Source organism: Streptomyces sp. NPDC045955 (genome assembly GCF_056430805.1).
The window spans coordinates 68195-83888 of the sequence record NZ_JBWKKY010000004.1 but is presented as its reverse complement, the minus strand read 5'-3'; the positions used below and the strand labels follow the sequence as shown (position 1 = coordinate 83888).

At 71.8% G+C, this 15694-nt stretch carries 12 protein-coding genes and 1 riboswitch; of the genes, 4 read left to right on the top strand and 8 right to left on the bottom strand.

What is annotated here, in order from left to right; translation table 11 throughout:
* Window positions 1–24: 24 nt before the first annotated feature.
* Together AC07F0_RS09465 and AC07F0_RS09460 are read right to left on the bottom strand one after the other, a co-directional pair.
* Window positions 25–1278 carry a LolA family protein gene (locus AC07F0_RS09465; protein ID WP_478976447.1) on the bottom strand — a complete coding sequence of 418 codons (1254 nt, stop codon included), beginning with the start codon at window positions 1276–1278 and terminating at the stop codon, window positions 25–27.
* A gap of 230 nt (window positions 1279–1508) precedes the next feature.
* Entirely contained in the window at window positions 1509–2519 is a 1011-nt protein-coding gene (locus AC07F0_RS09460) for a polyprenyl synthetase family protein (RefSeq protein WP_436725777.1), read from the bottom strand.
* 507 nt (window positions 2520–3026) lie between these two features.
* Window positions 3027–3200, top strand: a riboswitch (cyclic di-AMP (ydaO/yuaA leader).
* A 3-nt stretch (window positions 3201–3203) separates the two neighbouring features.
* Between AC07F0_RS09460 and AC07F0_RS09455 the strand changes: the two genes are divergently transcribed.
* Window positions 3204–3983, top strand: a complete 780-nt coding sequence (locus AC07F0_RS09455; protein WP_478976444.1) for a transglycosylase SLT domain-containing protein — start codon at window positions 3204–3206, stop codon at window positions 3981–3983.
* Here AC07F0_RS09455 and AC07F0_RS09450 read toward each other — a convergent pair.
* Complete coding sequence (locus AC07F0_RS09450; RefSeq protein ID WP_478976442.1) at window positions 3947–4795, bottom strand: HAD family hydrolase; 849 nt, start codon at window positions 4793–4795, stop codon at window positions 3947–3949. The genes AC07F0_RS09455 and AC07F0_RS09450 overlap by 37 nt on opposite strands.
* Window positions 4796–4966: 171 nt before the next feature.
* Between AC07F0_RS09450 and AC07F0_RS09445 the strand changes: the two genes are divergently transcribed.
* The 3 genes from AC07F0_RS09445 (at window position 4967) to AC07F0_RS09435 (ending at window position 8347) form a co-directional block, all read left to right on the top strand.
* Window positions 4967–6052: a GNAT family N-acetyltransferase gene (locus tag AC07F0_RS09445; RefSeq protein WP_478976439.1), complete on the top strand. Its 1086-nt coding sequence runs from the start codon at window positions 4967–4969 to the stop codon at window positions 6050–6052.
* Window positions 6053–6158: 106 nt separating this feature from the next.
* Entirely contained in the window at window positions 6159–7448 is a 1290-nt protein-coding gene (locus AC07F0_RS09440; protein ID WP_478976436.1) for a glycosyltransferase family 2 protein, read from the top strand.
* Window positions 7449–7591: 143 nt separating this feature from the next.
* A complete protein-coding gene (locus AC07F0_RS09435; protein ID WP_478977243.1) occupies window positions 7592–8347 on the top strand; it encodes a polysaccharide deacetylase family protein in 756 nt (251 codons plus the stop codon).
* Window positions 8348–8359: 12 nt separating this feature from the next.
* Here the strand turns inward: AC07F0_RS09435 and AC07F0_RS09430 are convergent, their stop codons facing one another.
* The 5 genes from AC07F0_RS09430 to AC07F0_RS09410 form a co-directional block, all read right to left on the bottom strand.
* Window positions 8360–9382: a glycosyl hydrolase gene (locus AC07F0_RS09430; protein ID WP_478977241.1), complete on the bottom strand. Its 1023-nt coding sequence runs from the start codon at window positions 9380–9382 to the stop codon at window positions 8360–8362.
* A 128-nt stretch (window positions 9383–9510) separates the two neighbouring features.
* Window positions 9511–9951 (bottom strand): hypothetical protein, encoded by a 441-nt coding sequence (locus AC07F0_RS09425; RefSeq protein WP_478976434.1) that lies wholly within the window; start codon window positions 9949–9951, stop codon window positions 9511–9513.
* The gene (locus AC07F0_RS09420; RefSeq protein ID WP_478976431.1) at window positions 9948–11762 is read right to left on the bottom strand and encodes a glycosyltransferase; all 1815 of its coding nucleotides are present in this window, start codon (window positions 11760–11762) and stop codon (window positions 9948–9950) included. The genes AC07F0_RS09425 and AC07F0_RS09420 overlap by 4 nt, the downstream gene beginning before the upstream one ends.
* 197 nt (window positions 11763–11959) lie before the next feature.
* Window positions 11960–14203: a lipopolysaccharide biosynthesis protein gene (locus AC07F0_RS09415; RefSeq protein ID WP_478976429.1), complete on the bottom strand. Its 2244-nt coding sequence runs from the start codon at window positions 14201–14203 to the stop codon at window positions 11960–11962.
* Entirely contained in the window at window positions 14196–15455 is a 1260-nt protein-coding gene (locus AC07F0_RS09410; RefSeq protein ID WP_478976427.1) for a DegT/DnrJ/EryC1/StrS family aminotransferase, read from the bottom strand. Before AC07F0_RS09410 ends, AC07F0_RS09415 begins: the two co-directional genes overlap by 8 nt.
* Window positions 15456–15694 lie beyond the last annotated feature (239 nt).

Below are 15694 nucleotides of genomic sequence, written 5' to 3'. Positions count from 1 at the left end.
GCTTCCTCGTTCTCTCGGGAGGACTTACTTCCCGGCGTCGGCCGCCTTCACGAGCGCGTCCTTGGTCACGGCGCCCACGTAGACCTTGCCGTCGTCGGTGATCAGCGCGTTGATCAGGCGGGTCGAGAAGACCGTGCCCGAGCCGAACTTGCCGGTGACCTTGTCGCCGAGCGAGTCGATGAAGCCGCCGAACTCGCCGCCGGCCTTGCCCGAGGACATGCCCTCGCCGCCGGTGTCGAAGGTGGCTATGGAGCTCCAGCCCTCGCCGATGGTCTTCATGCCGTCGAGGCCCTTGCCGGGGTCCTCCCCGGCCTTGGGGGCGTGCTCGCGCGTCCGGCCCTTGCCGAAGTCCTTCTCGGAGCCCTTGCCGAAGCCCTTGGCGGCGTCCTTGGCGGCGTCCTTCTCCTCGGTGACCTTCGCGCCCTTCGGCGGGGTGAAGTCGAACGTCGACGCGGCCGGCTTGGCGAAGCTGACCTGGGTGAAGCCCGCGTCGACGACGGCGGCGCCGCCACTCGCCGGGGTCAGCGTGAACTTCAGCGGCATGCCGGTCTTCGCGTCCACGGCCACGGTGACCGCACCGACGGTCGAGCCGGACTGCTTCGGCTTGATGACCAGCTTGTAGGCGTCCCGGCCGGCGACCTGGGCGGTGCCGTCCACGGTCACGGAGGTCGTGTCGTCGGTGGCCTTCAGCGCCTCCTCGGCGAAGTCCTTCGGCGTGACCGGCGGCTGCTGGTCCTTCCCGCGCTCCGGGCTGTCGGAGGCGGTGCCGTGGTAGACCTCGTTCGACTTGCTGTCGTAACCCCAGACGTCCTTGCCGTTGTGGACGATGCTGTACTCGGCGGCGTTCTCCAGCAGCGACAGCTTCTGCTTGTCCGGGCCGTCGGCCGCGACCCGCAGGGTGTGCGTACCGGAGGCCAGTTCCGTGAGCTTCGCCGTCGGGTCGGCGGAGGAGCCGCCCTCGCCCTGGCCCGCGGCACCGGACATCAGGCTGCTCTCCAGCCCGCCGAGGTCCGGCAGGCCGAGGTCCGTGCTGATCTTCACCGTGCCGGACAGCTGCTGGACGTCCGACTTGGCGATCTTCTCGATGAGCTGCTGTGCGGTGATCTTCGGGAGGTCGGGGTCACCGGAGTCGGCGAGTGCGGGGACCAGCCCGATCGTCGCGGCCGCCACCCCCACCACCGTGACCGGGACGATGTACCGCGCGGCTTTGCGCCGCCCGGAGCGCTGCTCGTCGACCTCCCCGGCGGTCGTGCTGTCGTCGGATGCGTACGGTGCCATGTGTGCCCTACCTCCGTGATCGGCGGCGGCTGTCCGTGTCGTGCACGCACTCGTCCCTGAGCCGCCATTCTCACCCGAACTGGTGAGGAGTGGTGTCTTCCGTGGTGACCATCTGACCAAATCGGCCGGCGAGATACGTCAGACCCCGGGCTCAACTCCACGTACTGCTGCGGTATGACACGAGAGGGCGGCTTCTCCCCCGACCCGTAGGGGTCGTGGGGAAAAACGCGCTAGCCGGCCCGGTGCACCACCGCGTCGGACAGCTCCACCAGCGCCGTCTTCGCGGTGCACTCGGGCAGCGGGGCCAGTGCCGAGCGGGCGTCCTGGGCGTAGCGGACGGTGTCCCGCCGGGCCTGTTCCAGCGCCGGGTGGGCGCGCAGCAGGCGCAGAGCCTCGGCGTGCCGTTCGTCGTCGGTGAGGTCGGAGTCCAGCAGCTCGCACAGGGCGATGTCCTCCGCGAGTCCGAGCCGGGCCGCGCGCTCGCGCAGCCGCAGCACGGGCAGCGTGGGGATGCCCTCGCGCAGGTCGGTGCCGGGCGTCTTGCCGGACTCGTGGGAGTCGGAGGCGATGTCCAGGACGTCGTCCGCGAGCTGGAAGGCGACGCCGAGCCGTTCGCCGTACTGGGTCAGCACGTCCACGACCGTGTCGTCGGCGCCGGACATCATCGCGCCGAACCGGCACGACACCGCCACCAGCGAGCCGGTCTTGCCGCCCAGCACGTCCAGGTAGTGCTCGACCGGGTCACGGCCGTCCTGCGGTCCGGCCGTCTCCAGGATCTGCCCGGTCACCAGCCGCTCGAACGCCTCGGCCTGCACCCGCACCGCCTCCGGGCCGAGGTCGGCCAGGATGTGCGAGGCGCGAGCGAAGAGGAAGTCCCCGGTGAGGACCGCGACGGAGTTGCCCCAGCGGGCGTTCGCGCTCGCCACCCCGCGCCGCACGGTGGCCTCGTCCATCACGTCGTCGTGATACAGCGTGGCGAGGTGGGTCAGCTCCACGACGACGGCCGACGGCACGATCCCGGGCGCGTACCGATCGCCGAACTGGGCGGCGAGCATCACGAGCAGCGGACGGAACCGCTTGCCACCGGCCCGGACCAGGTGCTGGGCGGCCTCCGTGATGAAGGGCACCTCACTCTTGGTGGCCTCGAGCAAGCCTTCCTCGACAGCCGCCATCCCGGCCTGGACATCGGCTTCCAGAGCCTGGTCCCGCACGCTCAGCCCGAACGGCCCGACGTCGGTCACGAGGGGTCTCCTGTCTGCTGGTGTCTGCCGGTGATTACGCGGATTGTCGATAGGTCGCTGCCATCACTCGAGTCAGCGTATCCGGTCACGTTTCGATCACCGCCAGCGCCCAGGGTTACAGGCCGGGTGGTATCCGATCACGACCGCAATGTTTTCGATCAGCTCATAAGAGCAGACATTTATCGACTTACCAGGCGATAGCGAGCTATGTGCGATTTGCGGCATTGGATAAGTGAATCCCCCTAGGTGCACATTGCCCCACGGACTTGTGATCAGTGAGTTGAATCACGTTATCCCCTATGACATCCCACTCCGGCACCGACCCGTACCTCCTTCCGCCGCACGCAAGTTGAGCCTTGGCTTCAGCAAAGGATCAAGTGCCCCATACACCCCTGACCAAGGTCAACCGCTCGATATGTGACTCCGGTGCTTGTTCCCGACATGTGCTCTCGCATACGTTCCGGGCCTGTCCGGCGGACGCCGAATCCTGCCACCGCCCGGACACCCCACACGAACCCACTCACTCACGCAGGGCAGGAGCGGGGGACCCAGGTACGTCGCCGGTCCGCGTAGCGGAACGGCTCGGGGTGAAGCCGCGTACGGCACACAGCGCCGTACGCGGCCGGGCACCTCCCGGCCCGAACCCGACAGCTCACCTCGCAGGCGCCGGAGAGGAACATCGCCATGCCCCGAGGCAAGCACCGTCGCCCCAGAACCAGTCAGTTCACCCGTCGTCTCATGGCCGCCGGCACCGGCGGAGCGGCCCTCGCCCTGCCGCTGATCGGCGCGACGCAGGCCGGCGCCGCCCAGCCGGCCCAGAGCGCACCCACCGTCTCGCAGTCCGTGCCGCAGGCGGCCAAGACGGCCAAGTCCCTCACGTACACCGTCACCAAGGGCGACTCGCTCGCCCGCATCGCGGACAAGTACGACGTGTCGGGCGGCTGGAAGCAGCTCTACAAGGACAACCGCGCCGCCGTCGGCGACGACCCGCGGCTGATCCACCCGGGTCTGAAGCTCACGGTGAAGACGGCCAAGGCGGACGCCGGGAAGAGGACTGCGACCAAGTCCTCCGCCCCCGCCAAGCCGGCCGCGAAGCCCGCCGGCGGCGTCGCCCAGGCCACCCAGGCCGCCGCGAAGACCTACGCGAACAACCTGGACGGCTGGATCCGCGAGGCGCTGGACATCATGGCGCAGAAGGGGATCCCGGGTTCGTACGACGGCATCTACCGCAACATCATGCGCGAGTCGTCCGGCAACCCCCAGGCGATCAACAACTGGGACTCGAACGCCGCCAAGGGCACACCGTCCAAGGGTCTGCTCCAGGTCATCGACCCGACCTTCGCCGCCTACCACGTGCCCGGCACCTCCTTCGACCCGTACGACCCGGTCGCCAACATCACGGCGGCCTGCAACTACGCGGCGGCCCGCTACGGCTCGATCGACAACGTCAACGGCCCGTACTGAGCCGTCCCGTCCAGCAGTCGTTCGAGGACGACGGCGATGCCGTCGTCCTCGTTCGACAGCGTGATCTCGTCGGCCACGGCCTTGAGTTCGGGATGGGCGTTGGCCATGGCGATGCCGTGGGCGGCCCAGTCGAACATCGGGATGTCGTTGGGCATGTCCCCGAAGGCGAGGGTGTCCGCAGGCCGCAGCCCCAGGTGCTCGGCGGCCAGCGCCAGGCCGGTGGCCTTGGTGATGCCGCACGGCTGAAGCTCGACCGTGCCGGGCCCCGACATCGTCACCGTCGCGAGTGAACCGACCACCGAGCGGGCCGTCGCCGCCAACTCGTCGTCCGACAGGTGGGGATGGCGCAGCAGCACCTTGCTGATGGGCTCGCCCCACAGGTCGTCGCGCCGCTCGACCCGCACCGCCGGCAGGGTCGGGTGCGGCATGAGGTAGCCCGGCTCGATGAGGGTGAGGCCGTCGACCCCGTCCTGGTCGACCGCGGCGTACACCTGCCCCACCTCGGCCTCGATCTTGCCCAGGGCGGTCTCCGCCAGCTCCCGGTCCAGGGTGATGGACCACAGCAGCCGGTCCGCGCCGGCGTCGTACACCTGCGCGCCCTGTCCGCACACCGCGAGCCCCGTACAGCCGAGGTCGTCCAGGAGCGGCCGCACTCTCGGCGCCGGCCGGCCCGTCACCACGAGGTGCCGGGCACCGGCGTCCACCACCCGCGTGAGCGCGGCGAGGGACCGGTCGGACAGGGTGTCGTCGCCGCGCAGCAGCGTCCCGTCCAGGTCGGTGGCGATGAGTGAATATGCGAGGGGTGCGGCCATGATCAGAGAATACGGACAACGCGCCCCTTCGTTTCATCGTACGGCGCATGCCGATTGCCCGGTTGAAGGCCTCTGCACCAGTTGGCAACAACATGGTCCGCTACCTACCGTCAGGGCCGTCTCGGGCGGTACCTTCCATGTGTCCAGGGGGGACTTGATCGGGGGGTCGGGTTGAGCAGTGGGCGTGTTCGTGTGGGTGTGCCCGGGGAGCTCGGCGAGGGGGAGAAGGAGCGCTGGCGCGCGCTGCGCGCGGCGTCGGAGACACCGCGCAACCCCTTCATGGAACCGGAGTTCACCGAAGCCGTCGGCCTGGTGAAGCCGCAGGCGCGGGTCGCGGTGGTGTACGAGGGGCTGGAGCCGGCCGGCTTCCTGCCCCATGAACGGGGCCCGTTGGGGCAGGGCCGGGCGATCGGACTGGGCGTCTCGGACGCGCAGGGCGCGATCCTGCGGCCCGGCCTGCGTCTGGACACGGGCGAACTGCTGCGGGCCTGCTCGCTGTCGAGCTTCGCCTTCGACAACCTGGAGGCCGAACAGCGGCTGTTCGTCCGGTACGCGGCCGAGGAGCACGCCACCTACGTCATCGACGTGGAGAAGGGCTACGAGACGTACGAGTCGGTGCTGCGGGCCCAGTCGCCGAAGTTCCTGAAGACCACCCTGGCCAAGGAGCGCAGGCTGGGCCGGCAGGTCGGCGAGCTGCGGTTCGTCTTCGACGAACGCGAACCGGCCGCGCTGCGCACGCTCATGGAGTGGAAGTCGGCGCAGTACCGCAGGACGGGCCGCCGGGACCGGTTCGCCCAGGAGTGGATCACCCGGCTCGTGGGGCGGCTGGCCGAGACCCGGGCGCCTGAGTGCAGCGGCACGCTGTCCGTGCTGTACGCCGGTCGGCGGCCGCTTGCCGCGCACTTCGGACTGCGCTCGGCATCGGTCCTGGCCTGCTGGTTCCCGGCCTACGACCCGGAGTTCGCGAAGTACTCGCCGGGTCTGGTGCTGCACCTGCGCATGGCCGAGGCGGCGGCCGCCGAGGGCATCGGCATGCTCGACCTGGGGCGGGGCGCGGCCGAGTACAAGGACGCGCTGAGGACGGGCGAACTGCCCGTGTACGAGGGTGCGGTGACGCGACCGGGGGTGGGCGCGGCGCTGCACTGGCTGAGCCGCGAGCCCGCGCGCCGCGCGCACAGCTTCGTCCGCGGCAGGCCACGGCTCGCGGCGCTGGCCGCGCGGACCCTGAAGGGCGCGGCCCGGCTGCGCCGTAGCTGACGACAGGGGGTTTCTGATGGATCTCCGTGGAAGAAGGAGCGGCGTTCGCGCCGGGCGTCGCGACGCCGCGGAGATCCTTCAGAAGCCGCCTGGGGGGAGGAGCTCCATGGCGAGTTCGGCACGGGCGCAGGAGGAGATACGGCGGTTCCTGGACATCGAAGCGGTGCAGGTCGCCGAGCTGGACCTCGACGGTGACGAGGTGGTGCTCAGACCGGGCCCGGGGAGCCCGCCGCTGACGCACGGCGGGGTGTTCGTGCTGGTCAGACAGGGCGGGCGGCCCGTGGGGACGCTGCTCGGGCGGGTGCCGGAAGGGGCGGACGCGAGGGCCGTGCTCGCGGAGCGGGCGAAGGCCGTGCTCGCGGAGCGGCCGAAGGCGCGGCGGACTCCTGAGGCCTGTGAGCCTCCGTACACGAGTGTCGTCGTCGCCACCCGGGAGCGTGCCGGGCAACTGGCCCGAGCGCTGGACTCGTTGCTGGCGCAGGACCATCCGCGGTTCGAGATCGTCGTCGTGGACAACGCTCCGGTGACGAGCGAGACGCGGGAGCTGGTCGAGCGTAAGTACGCCGGGCGTGTGCGCTACGTCTGCGAGCGGGTGCCCGGCCTCGCGGTCGCGCACAACACGGGTCTCGCGGCCGCGCGCGGCGAGGTCGTCGCCTTCACGGACGACGACGTGGTCGCCGATCCGCGCTGGCTGACCGAGCTGACCGCGCCCTTCGCCGCCGACCCCGGACTCGGGTGCAGCACCGGGCTGATCCTGCCCGCGCGGCTGACCACCCCGGCCCAGGTGCTGCTGGAGAGCCACGGCGGCTTCGCGAAAGGCTTCACTCCAAGGACGTACGACCCGGCGCGGCCGCCGGGCGACGAGCCGCTGTTCCCGTTCACGGCGGGGCGGTTCGGCTCCGGTGCCAACATGGCCTTCCGGACGGCCGTCCTGCGTTCCGTCGGCGGTTTCGACCCGGCCACCGGTGCCGGCACGGCCGCCCGGGGCGGCGACGACCTCTACGGCTTCGTCCGTGTCCTCGCCGAGGGCCACCGGCTGCGCTACACCCCGTCCGCACTGGTGTGGCACCACCACCGGGAGACCTGGCAGGACCTTCAGACGCAGGCGTACGGCTACGGCGCCGGGCTCACCGCGTATCTCACCGCGGTGCTCGTGAACCGCCCCGCGCTGCTGCCCGCGTTCCTCGCGAAACTGCCCCGGGGTCTCGCCCACGCCCGCGCGCTCACCGCCGTACGCGAGGCGGAGGGCGGCGGGGCGCCGGGCGACCACGACACACGGACGCATCCCTGGCCGCGGCGGCTGTCGCGGTTGCAGCGCCGGGGGATGGTGTACGGGCCTGTCGGCTATCTGCGCGCGCGGCGGGCGCTGCGGGCGCGTGGTGAGGGGGCGAGATGAGGACGTCGGCACGTGCGCGGGACGAGGGCCGGGGGGACGGCAGAGGCCGGACGGAGCGGGGTGCGCAGGAGGGTGAGGGGCCGATATCGGCACCGGGTGCGGCCGGCTCCCCGGCCATCCCGGTCTTCCTGTACCACTGCGTGATGGACGATCCGCCCGGCTGGATCGCCGAGTTCACGGTCACGCCGAAGCAGTTCGCGGCGCATCTCGACGCCGTGGTCCGCAGCGGCCGTACGCCCGTCACGATCAGCGCGATCGCCGACCATCTGGCCGGGCGCGCCCCCCTGCCGCCCCGGCCCGTGCTGCTCACCTTCGACGACGGCTTCGCCGATCTGCCCGGCCCCACCGCCGAGGCGCTGGCCGAGCGGGCGCTGCCCGCCACCGCCTATCTCACCACCGGCGCCATCGCCCCGGGCGGCCGCAGTCTGCTGCCGCCGGCGCCGATGATGACCCTGGACCGGGCGGCGGAGCTGGAACGTCACGGCATGGAGATCGGCAGCCACACGGTCACGCACGCGCAGCTCGACACCCTGCCCCGCAAGGACCTGGCGTACGAACTGCGCTCGTCGAAGGCCGTGCTGGAGGACGCCCTCGGGCACGAGGTCCGCCATCTCGCCTATCCGCACGGCTACAACAGCCCGCGTGTGCGGGCGATGTCGGCCCGGGCCGGCTACGAGACGGCGACCGCCGTGCGGCACGCGCTCAGCTCCGACCGCGACGAGCGCTACCGCATCGCCCGGCTCATCGTCCGGCGTACCCACACCGTCGCCGACGTCGAGGCCTGGCTGGCGGGCGCGGGTGCCCGGGTCGCGCCCTACCGGGACGGGCCGAAGACGATCGCGTGGCGGTGGTACCGGCGGGCCCGCGCGGTGCTGCACGGGCCCGAGTTCGCGGGCTGATCCCTGGCTGAGCTACTTGAGCGGCTGGTTGACGTAGGGGTCGGCGACCGCCTCGCGCAGGCTGTCCCAGGCCGCGTCGTTCGCCAGGGCCAGGTTGCAGTGCGGTCCGGGGTCGCGGTAGTTCCACTGGAGAGCCGCCTTCACGCCGTCCAGGCCCTTCAGCACACCGGGCACCTGCGCGTACCACTCGGCCTGCCGCTGCGGGCGGGAGGGGTCCGCGGCGGTACCGAACTCCGAGAGCATCAGCGGCTTGTCGTCGGAGATGTTGTCGCGGATCCAGTCGTGCACGGAGTGCTGCGTCTGCGCGAAGGTGCGCCAGCCCGTGTTGTGGCAGCGGTAGTAGTTGTACTGGTTGTAGCCGATCCAGTCGACGTACTCGTCGCCGGGATACATCCGCTTCATCTCGTCGGCGTGGTCGAGGTAGCCGGTCGTGATCCACGTCCACACCACGTTGTCGACGCCCAGTGCGCGGAAGCGGTCGTGGATGTGCCGGTACGCCTTCACGTACTCGGCGGGGGTGCCGTTGGCCGGAGTGCGGGTGTCCATCTCCAGGTCGAAGGAGAGGAACACCTTCTTGCCGTAGTCCTTGACGCGCTCGGCCTGGACGTCGATGACGGTCCTGTCCAGCTCGCCGGAGGCGATCTGCTTCCAGGTCGGCTGCTGCTCCTTCGTGCCGCCCCACCACTTGCTCTCCCAGGACAGCAGCAACAGGCGGTCCTCGCCGACGCGCCGCTCCTCGGGGGTGAGTAACTGACCCTCCCGGCGCGTGCCTTGAGGCAGGGACATGTCGTGGTACGTGTACACGATGTCGAGCTCGCGGCCGACACGCTTCTCGTAGGCGCGCACTTTCTCCGGCAGGTCGTCCCGCTCGTGCGGCACGAACGCCCCGAACCAGGCGCCGCAGGGCGGTTCCAGAAGCGCCGTGGGGCGGCAGTCCGCCGGGGAACCGGCGGCTCCGCTCTCGTTGGGCCCGGAGGCGTTCCTGAGGGCGAGCACGCCGACCAGGACCGCGCTGACGATCGTCACGGACGTGATCAGCAGTCGGCGCCGGCCCGATGTGAACGGACCGGCGGACGGCTGCTCCTCGGGTGGCTGTGGCCTCCTGCGGTGCTGTCCGGTCGTGGCGGGCGTGCGGCGAAAGGGACGGTGGGGACGGTTGAACCTCACTGAGCAGAACCCTTCGGTGTCCTCGGTGTCGTCCTCGGCGGCGGGGAGGCGCGCAGCGGCGGACAGAACGCGGCGACTGTGGTCAGCAGCGTCAACGTCAGCAGCACCCGCTGCGCGCTGAAGGCGTGCGTGGCGATCAGCACGGTCGCGACGAGCATCACGGCGCCGATGCTCACGAACAGCACCAGCATCAGCCGCTCCAGCAGGTCGGAGTGGCGGGCGAAGTCCGGGTCGCGGCGCTCGACGGGGCCTTCGGCGGGCCGCTCCCCGAGCGCGGGAGCGCAGACTCTGACCATGGCCGCGCCCGGGCCCGCCGCCAGGAAGAGGGCGACGGCGACGCCCCGCAGCGGCGATCCGCCGGGCAGTGCGAGGGCGGCGAGCGCGAGCCAGCCGCCGAACGGCGGCAGCATCCGGACCACGAGTTCCTGCGGTGTCATCGCTCCGCTCCCCCGGCCTGCTTCAGTACGTAGAGCCACCCGGCGCTGTTCTCCGCCACGAGCTGGAAACGTGGTGAGGCGGCGACGGACCTCTGGATCCGGTCCAGCTGCGCCTCGTCGAGCTGTCCGTTCATCTCGGAGTTGGCCAGCTGCCCCTGGGTGAGCAGGAAGTAGGCCCGGGCCGGCCGCTCCACCCCGGCCATGTCACCGGCGAGGGTGCCGGCCGGGTTCTCGACGATCCGGTCGACGTGGCTGCGGGCGTCGTCCAGGAACCAGTAGTGGTCGACGCTCCAGTAGGAGGCGTACGCGAGCGGGTAGTTGCGGTTGGCGGCCACGACGAGCGAGCCGTCGGGCGCCTGGTCGAAGAGCTGCCGTACCAGGGCCACTTCCTGCGGGGGGAAGTAGTTGATCCGGTCCTTGCCCGAGTAGGCCGGGACGAACGCCAGGGTCCCGCCGAGCAGTGCGACCAGCCCCACCCACGTGCCGATTCCACGTCTGCGGGCCCGCACGGGGGCGGCCTGCCGGTTGCCGGCCTCCTTCGCGGCGGCGTCGGCGGCCAGCGTGCGGACCTTGGGCAGCAGCGCGGCGGCCGCGAAGAACGCGGCGCCGGGCAGCATGAACAGCAGCACCCGGAAGATCATCTCGCTGCCGTAGCTGCTCGCCGCGAACATCGGCAGCGGGGCCGCCGCGAGCAGCAGCAGGGGCCGGGCCCGGTGCCGCAGCACACGCTGGCGCAGGACGCCGACGGCCGCGAGCAGCAGGACGGAGGCGGACAGCAGCCGGGCCGCCCAGGAGGTGGCGATCGCTCCGGTGCCGGTCGGGGTGGCGCCGTACCCGGTCTCCACGTTGGCGCCGATGTCGCCGACGGAGCGGATCATGTCCGGCATCGCCGCGGACAGGAAGGGCAGCGCCGCCGTGAGACACCAGGCCAGGAAGATCACGACGGTCGTGACCACCGGGACCCAGTCGCGGTAGCGGCGGCTCAGGCACAGGGCGAGCAGGCAGACGACCAGCATGCCCGGTGTGAGCTGGTGGGAGATGACGATCGCCACGACCATGACGACGAGCATCACCGTCCACACGGCCTGCCGGGGCCGCCCGCCCCGCACGGCGGACCGGCCGAAGCGGCGCAGGACCAGGGCCAGGACGCCGACATGCAGCGCGTAGGCCACGGACTGGGGGGAGAAGTAGTCCTGCCCGACCCAGTTGGCGACGTAGAAGAGCCAGACCGCGGTCCAGATCAGCCGCCGGTCCTCCGTGAAGGTGCGGTAGATCAGCAGCAGCGGGAGCAACAGCATCAGGCTGGAGACCACGGGCCACCAGGCCATGAACATCGCCGCCGAGTCCACGCCCAGCAGCCGCATCAGGGCGGCCTGTGCGGCGAAGAAGCCGGGCCACTGGTCGTACACCGCCATGTCTCCGACCTGGTCGGCCGTCTGCAGACCGCCCGCCGTCAGCAGGTGGTCGATGACCGCCTCGTGTTTCCACGCCCACGCGTACAGCGGGGTCGGGTAGACCACGGCCTGCGTGACCCGCTCCATCACCAGCAGCCCGAGGACGTACGCCAACGCCCAGGCCCCCGGCCGGCGCGGATCGCGGACCGTGAACCAGAAGCCGGTGGTGAGCACCACGAGGCCGGCCCAGAAGGCCGGGTGCAGCGCCGTGACCAGCCCGTAGTCGTCGAGCCGCGAGACGTCGGTGTGCCGCACGGCGTACGCCCACAGGGCGAGCGCGACGAGCAGCGGAACGCCGGGCCAGGCCAGTGCGCGCCGCCCGGACCAGGCGGGGGGCAGGTCGGACAGGTCCGTCACGGGCTCATGGGCCGGGCTCGACGACTCCGAGGACGAGGAGCCGGAGGACTGGCCGGCGGTCTCGGGGCCGCTGCCGGGGGTGCGCGCGCCGTCCCGTGCCGGTGTGGGTTCTGGCGTGGATCTCTCCCTCGGAGTGACTGGCGGACGCACGGTGGTTCCCCCCTGGCGGTTCGGCTCTGTTCGGCTCTTGAGCTTGATCAGGCGCTGGGCCGGCCGTTCGGACTTCTGCGGGGTGGCCCCAGGGCCGACGCGGCACGGCAGAGCGGCAGGAGCAGGACGAGTACGACGAGTACGGCGAGCAGGGGCGGCGCGACCGGTGCGAGCGCCTCACGCCACACCCAGCCGCCGACCGCGACGAGATACAAAACCCCCCAGCGCCCCGGCCACGGCAGCCGTCCGCCCGCGCTCGCGAGCAGCAGCCACAGAGGCACGAGACACAGCAGCTGGCAGATCGGCGGCGCCCAGCGAAGCAGGGGCTCGGGCCCGTCGAGCCCGACCGCGTCCGCGAGGAAGCCGCCCGTCTTCTCATACAACGCCCCGTCCACCGGCCGCGGTTCCCGCCCGAGGGCGGCCGGTGCGGTGTACAGGGCGAGCAGGGCGGCGTACAGCGCCGTACCGGGCAGCCACGGGTCGCGCCGGGCGCACAGCGTCACGGCGGCGGCGAACACCACGAGCAGCAGGCCTCCCGCGGTGAGCGACGGCAGCGGCAGGCCCTCCAGCAACTGGCGCCCTGTCAGTGCCGCTTCGGTGGCGTGGTCGAGCCAGGGCAGATCGCGCAACGGCACCCAGAAGAAGACGGTGGCGACGCCGAGCAGGCTCCAGAGGGCTCCTCTCAGCCGCCGCTCCCGCGGCTCCCGGTCCGGCTCCGCGCACTCCTGGCGCGGTGGTTCCCTGGTCGGCCCTTCCGGCCGCACGATCAGCGCCAGCGTGTCCGCCTGGAGCGCCTCCCGTTCGTATCCGGGACGCCCTATGAACAGCGTGACCGTGTCCTGGTCGCCGTCCTGGGGCTGGTAGGCGGCCCGGCGGGCCCAGGTCGTGCCGTATCCGGCGGTGGCGTTCAGCTTCGCCCAACGGGTGCCGTAGGAGGGGTGGGAGGGGTCGGCGGGCGTACGGGCCGCGGGTGCGCCGTCGTTGTGGCGCAGTGCCGCTCGCAGCCCGACCGTGGAGACGACGGCGATCAGCGTCATGCTCAGCAGCACGGCCCAGCCCGCGCCCGCGATGCCGGCCGGGGTGAACAGCATGGCCGCGCTGCCCAGCACCAGGGCGCACATGGCGCCTTGGAGCGCGGCGAGCACACCCGTGCGCCCCTGCACGCGCAGTACGCCGATGTACAGCTCCACCACGACCCGCGGCAGCGCGCCGAGGGCGAGCAGCCGCAGCACGGTCGAGCCGTGCTCGGCGTAGTCCGGGCTGAACGGCGTGAGGATGTACGGGGCGAAGAGGACCAGCACCAGCACGACCGGGACCAGCAGCAGCGTCATGCGCCGCAGGGCACCGCGGACGCCGTCGGCGAGCTGCCGGGGGTCGTGGGAGGCGTGCGCGGTGAGGGAGGAGGCCATGTTGATGGCCATGAACTCCATCGTGCCGCCGACGGTGTACGCCACGTAGAAGTAGCCGTTCTCCGCGGCGCTGAAGCGGACCGCGACCATCACCGGCAGCAGGTTGATCATCGCCAGGCTGAACAGCGCGCCCAGCGAGTCCCCGGCCAGGAAGCGGCCCATGTCGCGGAGTTTCGGGGGCTCCTTCTCGCGGTCGAGCTCGGCCTGGCGCGGGATGAGCCGGCGAAAGATCAGCCAGCCCAGCGGCAGGGTGGAGAACGCGATCGCCACCGCCCAGGAGACGAAGATGCCGAGGACGGGCAGCGTGCCGGCGAAGACGGCCAGCAGGCCCAGTTTCCCGACCGAGAACACCGCGTTCCCGGCCGGCACCCACTCCGCCTTGCGCAAGCCGGTGAGCACCCCGTCCTGGAGGGTGAGCAGCGCCCAGGCCACGGACGCCGCGACGAACACCGCGCCCGCCAGGGGCGTGCCCAGCGGGGCGTACGACGCTCCCCACGCGTCGATGGTGAGCAGGAAGACGGCGGCGGCGAGCGCCACGACCAGCGAACTGGCCGCGTACGTGCCCCACACCAGGCGCCCGGTCTCCCGGCCCGCGCGCGGGACGAAACGCACCACGGCGCCGATCATCGTCGTCGCCGTGATGCTGGCGAGCAGCCGCATCGCGGCGATGGCGGCGGAGCCCTGGCCGACGGCCTCCTCGGAGTAGTAGCGGGCGGCCACCAGCCAGAAGCCCAGACCCAGGACGGCGGACACGCCGGTGCTGAGCATGAGGAAGTAGGCGTTCTTGAACAGCGAGTCGTGCGTGTGCTCGTCGGCGGCAGGCTTCGGTCCGCCGCCGTCGGCACGCGTGGTGGCGGGCTCGTGCACCTGGATCTCAGCCACGGAATTGACCCAGCCCTCCCGGTGCCGGCCTGCCGTGGGGTGGTTCTCCCGGTGCTTCGGCCGGCCGTGCCCCGGACCGCTCCAGCACCTCCACGACCGTCCGGGCCCGCAGCGGGTCCACGGGCAGCGCGTGCCGCGCGAACCAGCGGGCCGCCTCGGGGGCCGGTGAGAGGTCGGTGAACCGCTCGCCGGCGTAGTCGTCCAGGGGCGGGTCGTAGAGGTAGCCGACGACGATGCCCTGCCGTGCCAGTGCCGCGATCGCCGCGTCGCGGTCCGCCACGAACAACGGGACGCGGAACAGCGGCTGGGTGCCGTGCCCGTCACGGGGCCTGGCCCAGGGTGTGGACAGCAGCAGCTCCGTGCCCACCCGGCAGGCCTCCAGCACCTCGTCCAGCCGGTCGAGCTTGCGCCCGACGCGCCGCAGCCGCAGCCGGCCGGACTCCTGGCGGTAGTCGTGCATGTCGACGCGTACCCAGGGGTGGTGGGCCTCGAGCCCCGGCGCGTGGCGGGCGGCCCGCGCGAGTTCGTCCGGGCGCAGCGGCATCCGGATCTCCTCGCGGTCCGCCAGCCCCAGCAGCCGGATCGCGGCCCAGGCGGCGCGACGCAGCCGCAGCCCGCGCACCGCCGCCTCCGCGTACGGCCGGATCGCATAGGCCAGTTCGGAGCTCGGCCGGCGCGGCGTGAGCAGCCCCGCGCAGGTCTTCTCCACCGCGTCCCGCAGCCCCGGGTCGGCCAGGGAGAGCATGCCCCCGGCCTTGGCCCCGACATGCTTGGACAGGCTGAACGCGGAGGCCTCGCCCCAGGCCCCGACCGGTCGGCCCCCCACCCGGCTGCCGATGGCGTGCGCCGCGTCCTCGAACAGCGGGATCCCCAGCGCGTCGCACTTCTGCCTGAGGCCCGGTGCCGGGTCAGGGTTTCCGTACAGGTTCGTCGTGAGCACGGCGGACACCGATCTCCACGTCTCGTCCGGCACGGCATCGATGTCGATGGACGCGTCGAGCGGGTTCAACGGCGCCTGCACCGGGCGCAGTCCGGCCGCGAGCACGACGAAGAAGATGACGTCGTCGTTGACCGGCGACATCAGCACCCGTCCGCCGGGCGGACACCAGTGGCGCAGGGCCACATACAGCCCGAAACGGCACGACGGTACGTACACGCATTCCCGGCCGAGCCGCACGCGCATGGCCGCTTCCAGCCGCTTCGGCTGCACGCCATGCCGCACCGAGCCCGGACCGGCCTCCCCAATGGCCATCCGCCCCCCTGGTGTGCCATCGGAACGCCCCCTCCCCGAGGCCTTCCGGCACCCGCCCAGAGTCGCCCCGTTCGCACCGCTCCGTCAAGATTGCGTCGCGTCCTGTGGATAACTTCCGGCTCGTACGGATGTGACGTCCCGTCCGCCGCGCCCGAGTCGCGCCGCCCGGCCCCACCCGGGCCCACCTGCCCCGTTTGCCCGTATCCGCCTCCTTGGGCACTGCCCAGGACGGGCCTGCC

Bases quoted from the DNA above. Each gene is read 5' to 3' on its own strand.
- AC07F0_RS09465 (WP_478976447.1), bottom strand. From the start codon at position 1,278: ATGGCACCGTACGCATCCGACGACAGCACGACCGCCGGGGAGGTCGAC.
- AC07F0_RS09455 (WP_478976444.1), top strand. From the start codon at position 3,204: ATGCCCCGAGGCAAGCACCGTCGCCCCAGAACCAGTCAGTTCACCCGT.
- AC07F0_RS09425 (WP_478976434.1), bottom strand. From the start codon at position 9,951: ATGACACCGCAGGAACTCGTGGTCCGGATGCTGCCGCCGTTCGGCGGC.
- AC07F0_RS09410 (WP_478976427.1), bottom strand. From the start codon at position 15,455: ATGGCCATTGGGGAGGCCGGTCCGGGCTCGGTGCGGCATGGCGTGCAG.
- AC07F0_RS09450 (WP_478976442.1), bottom strand. From the start codon at position 4,795: ATGGCCGCACCCCTCGCATATTCACTCATCGCCACCGACCTGGACGGG.
- AC07F0_RS09435 (WP_478977243.1), top strand. From the start codon at position 7,592: ATGGACGATCCGCCCGGCTGGATCGCCGAGTTCACGGTCACGCCGAAG.
- AC07F0_RS09440 (WP_478976436.1), top strand. From the start codon at position 6,159: ATGGCGAGTTCGGCACGGGCGCAGGAGGAGATACGGCGGTTCCTGGAC.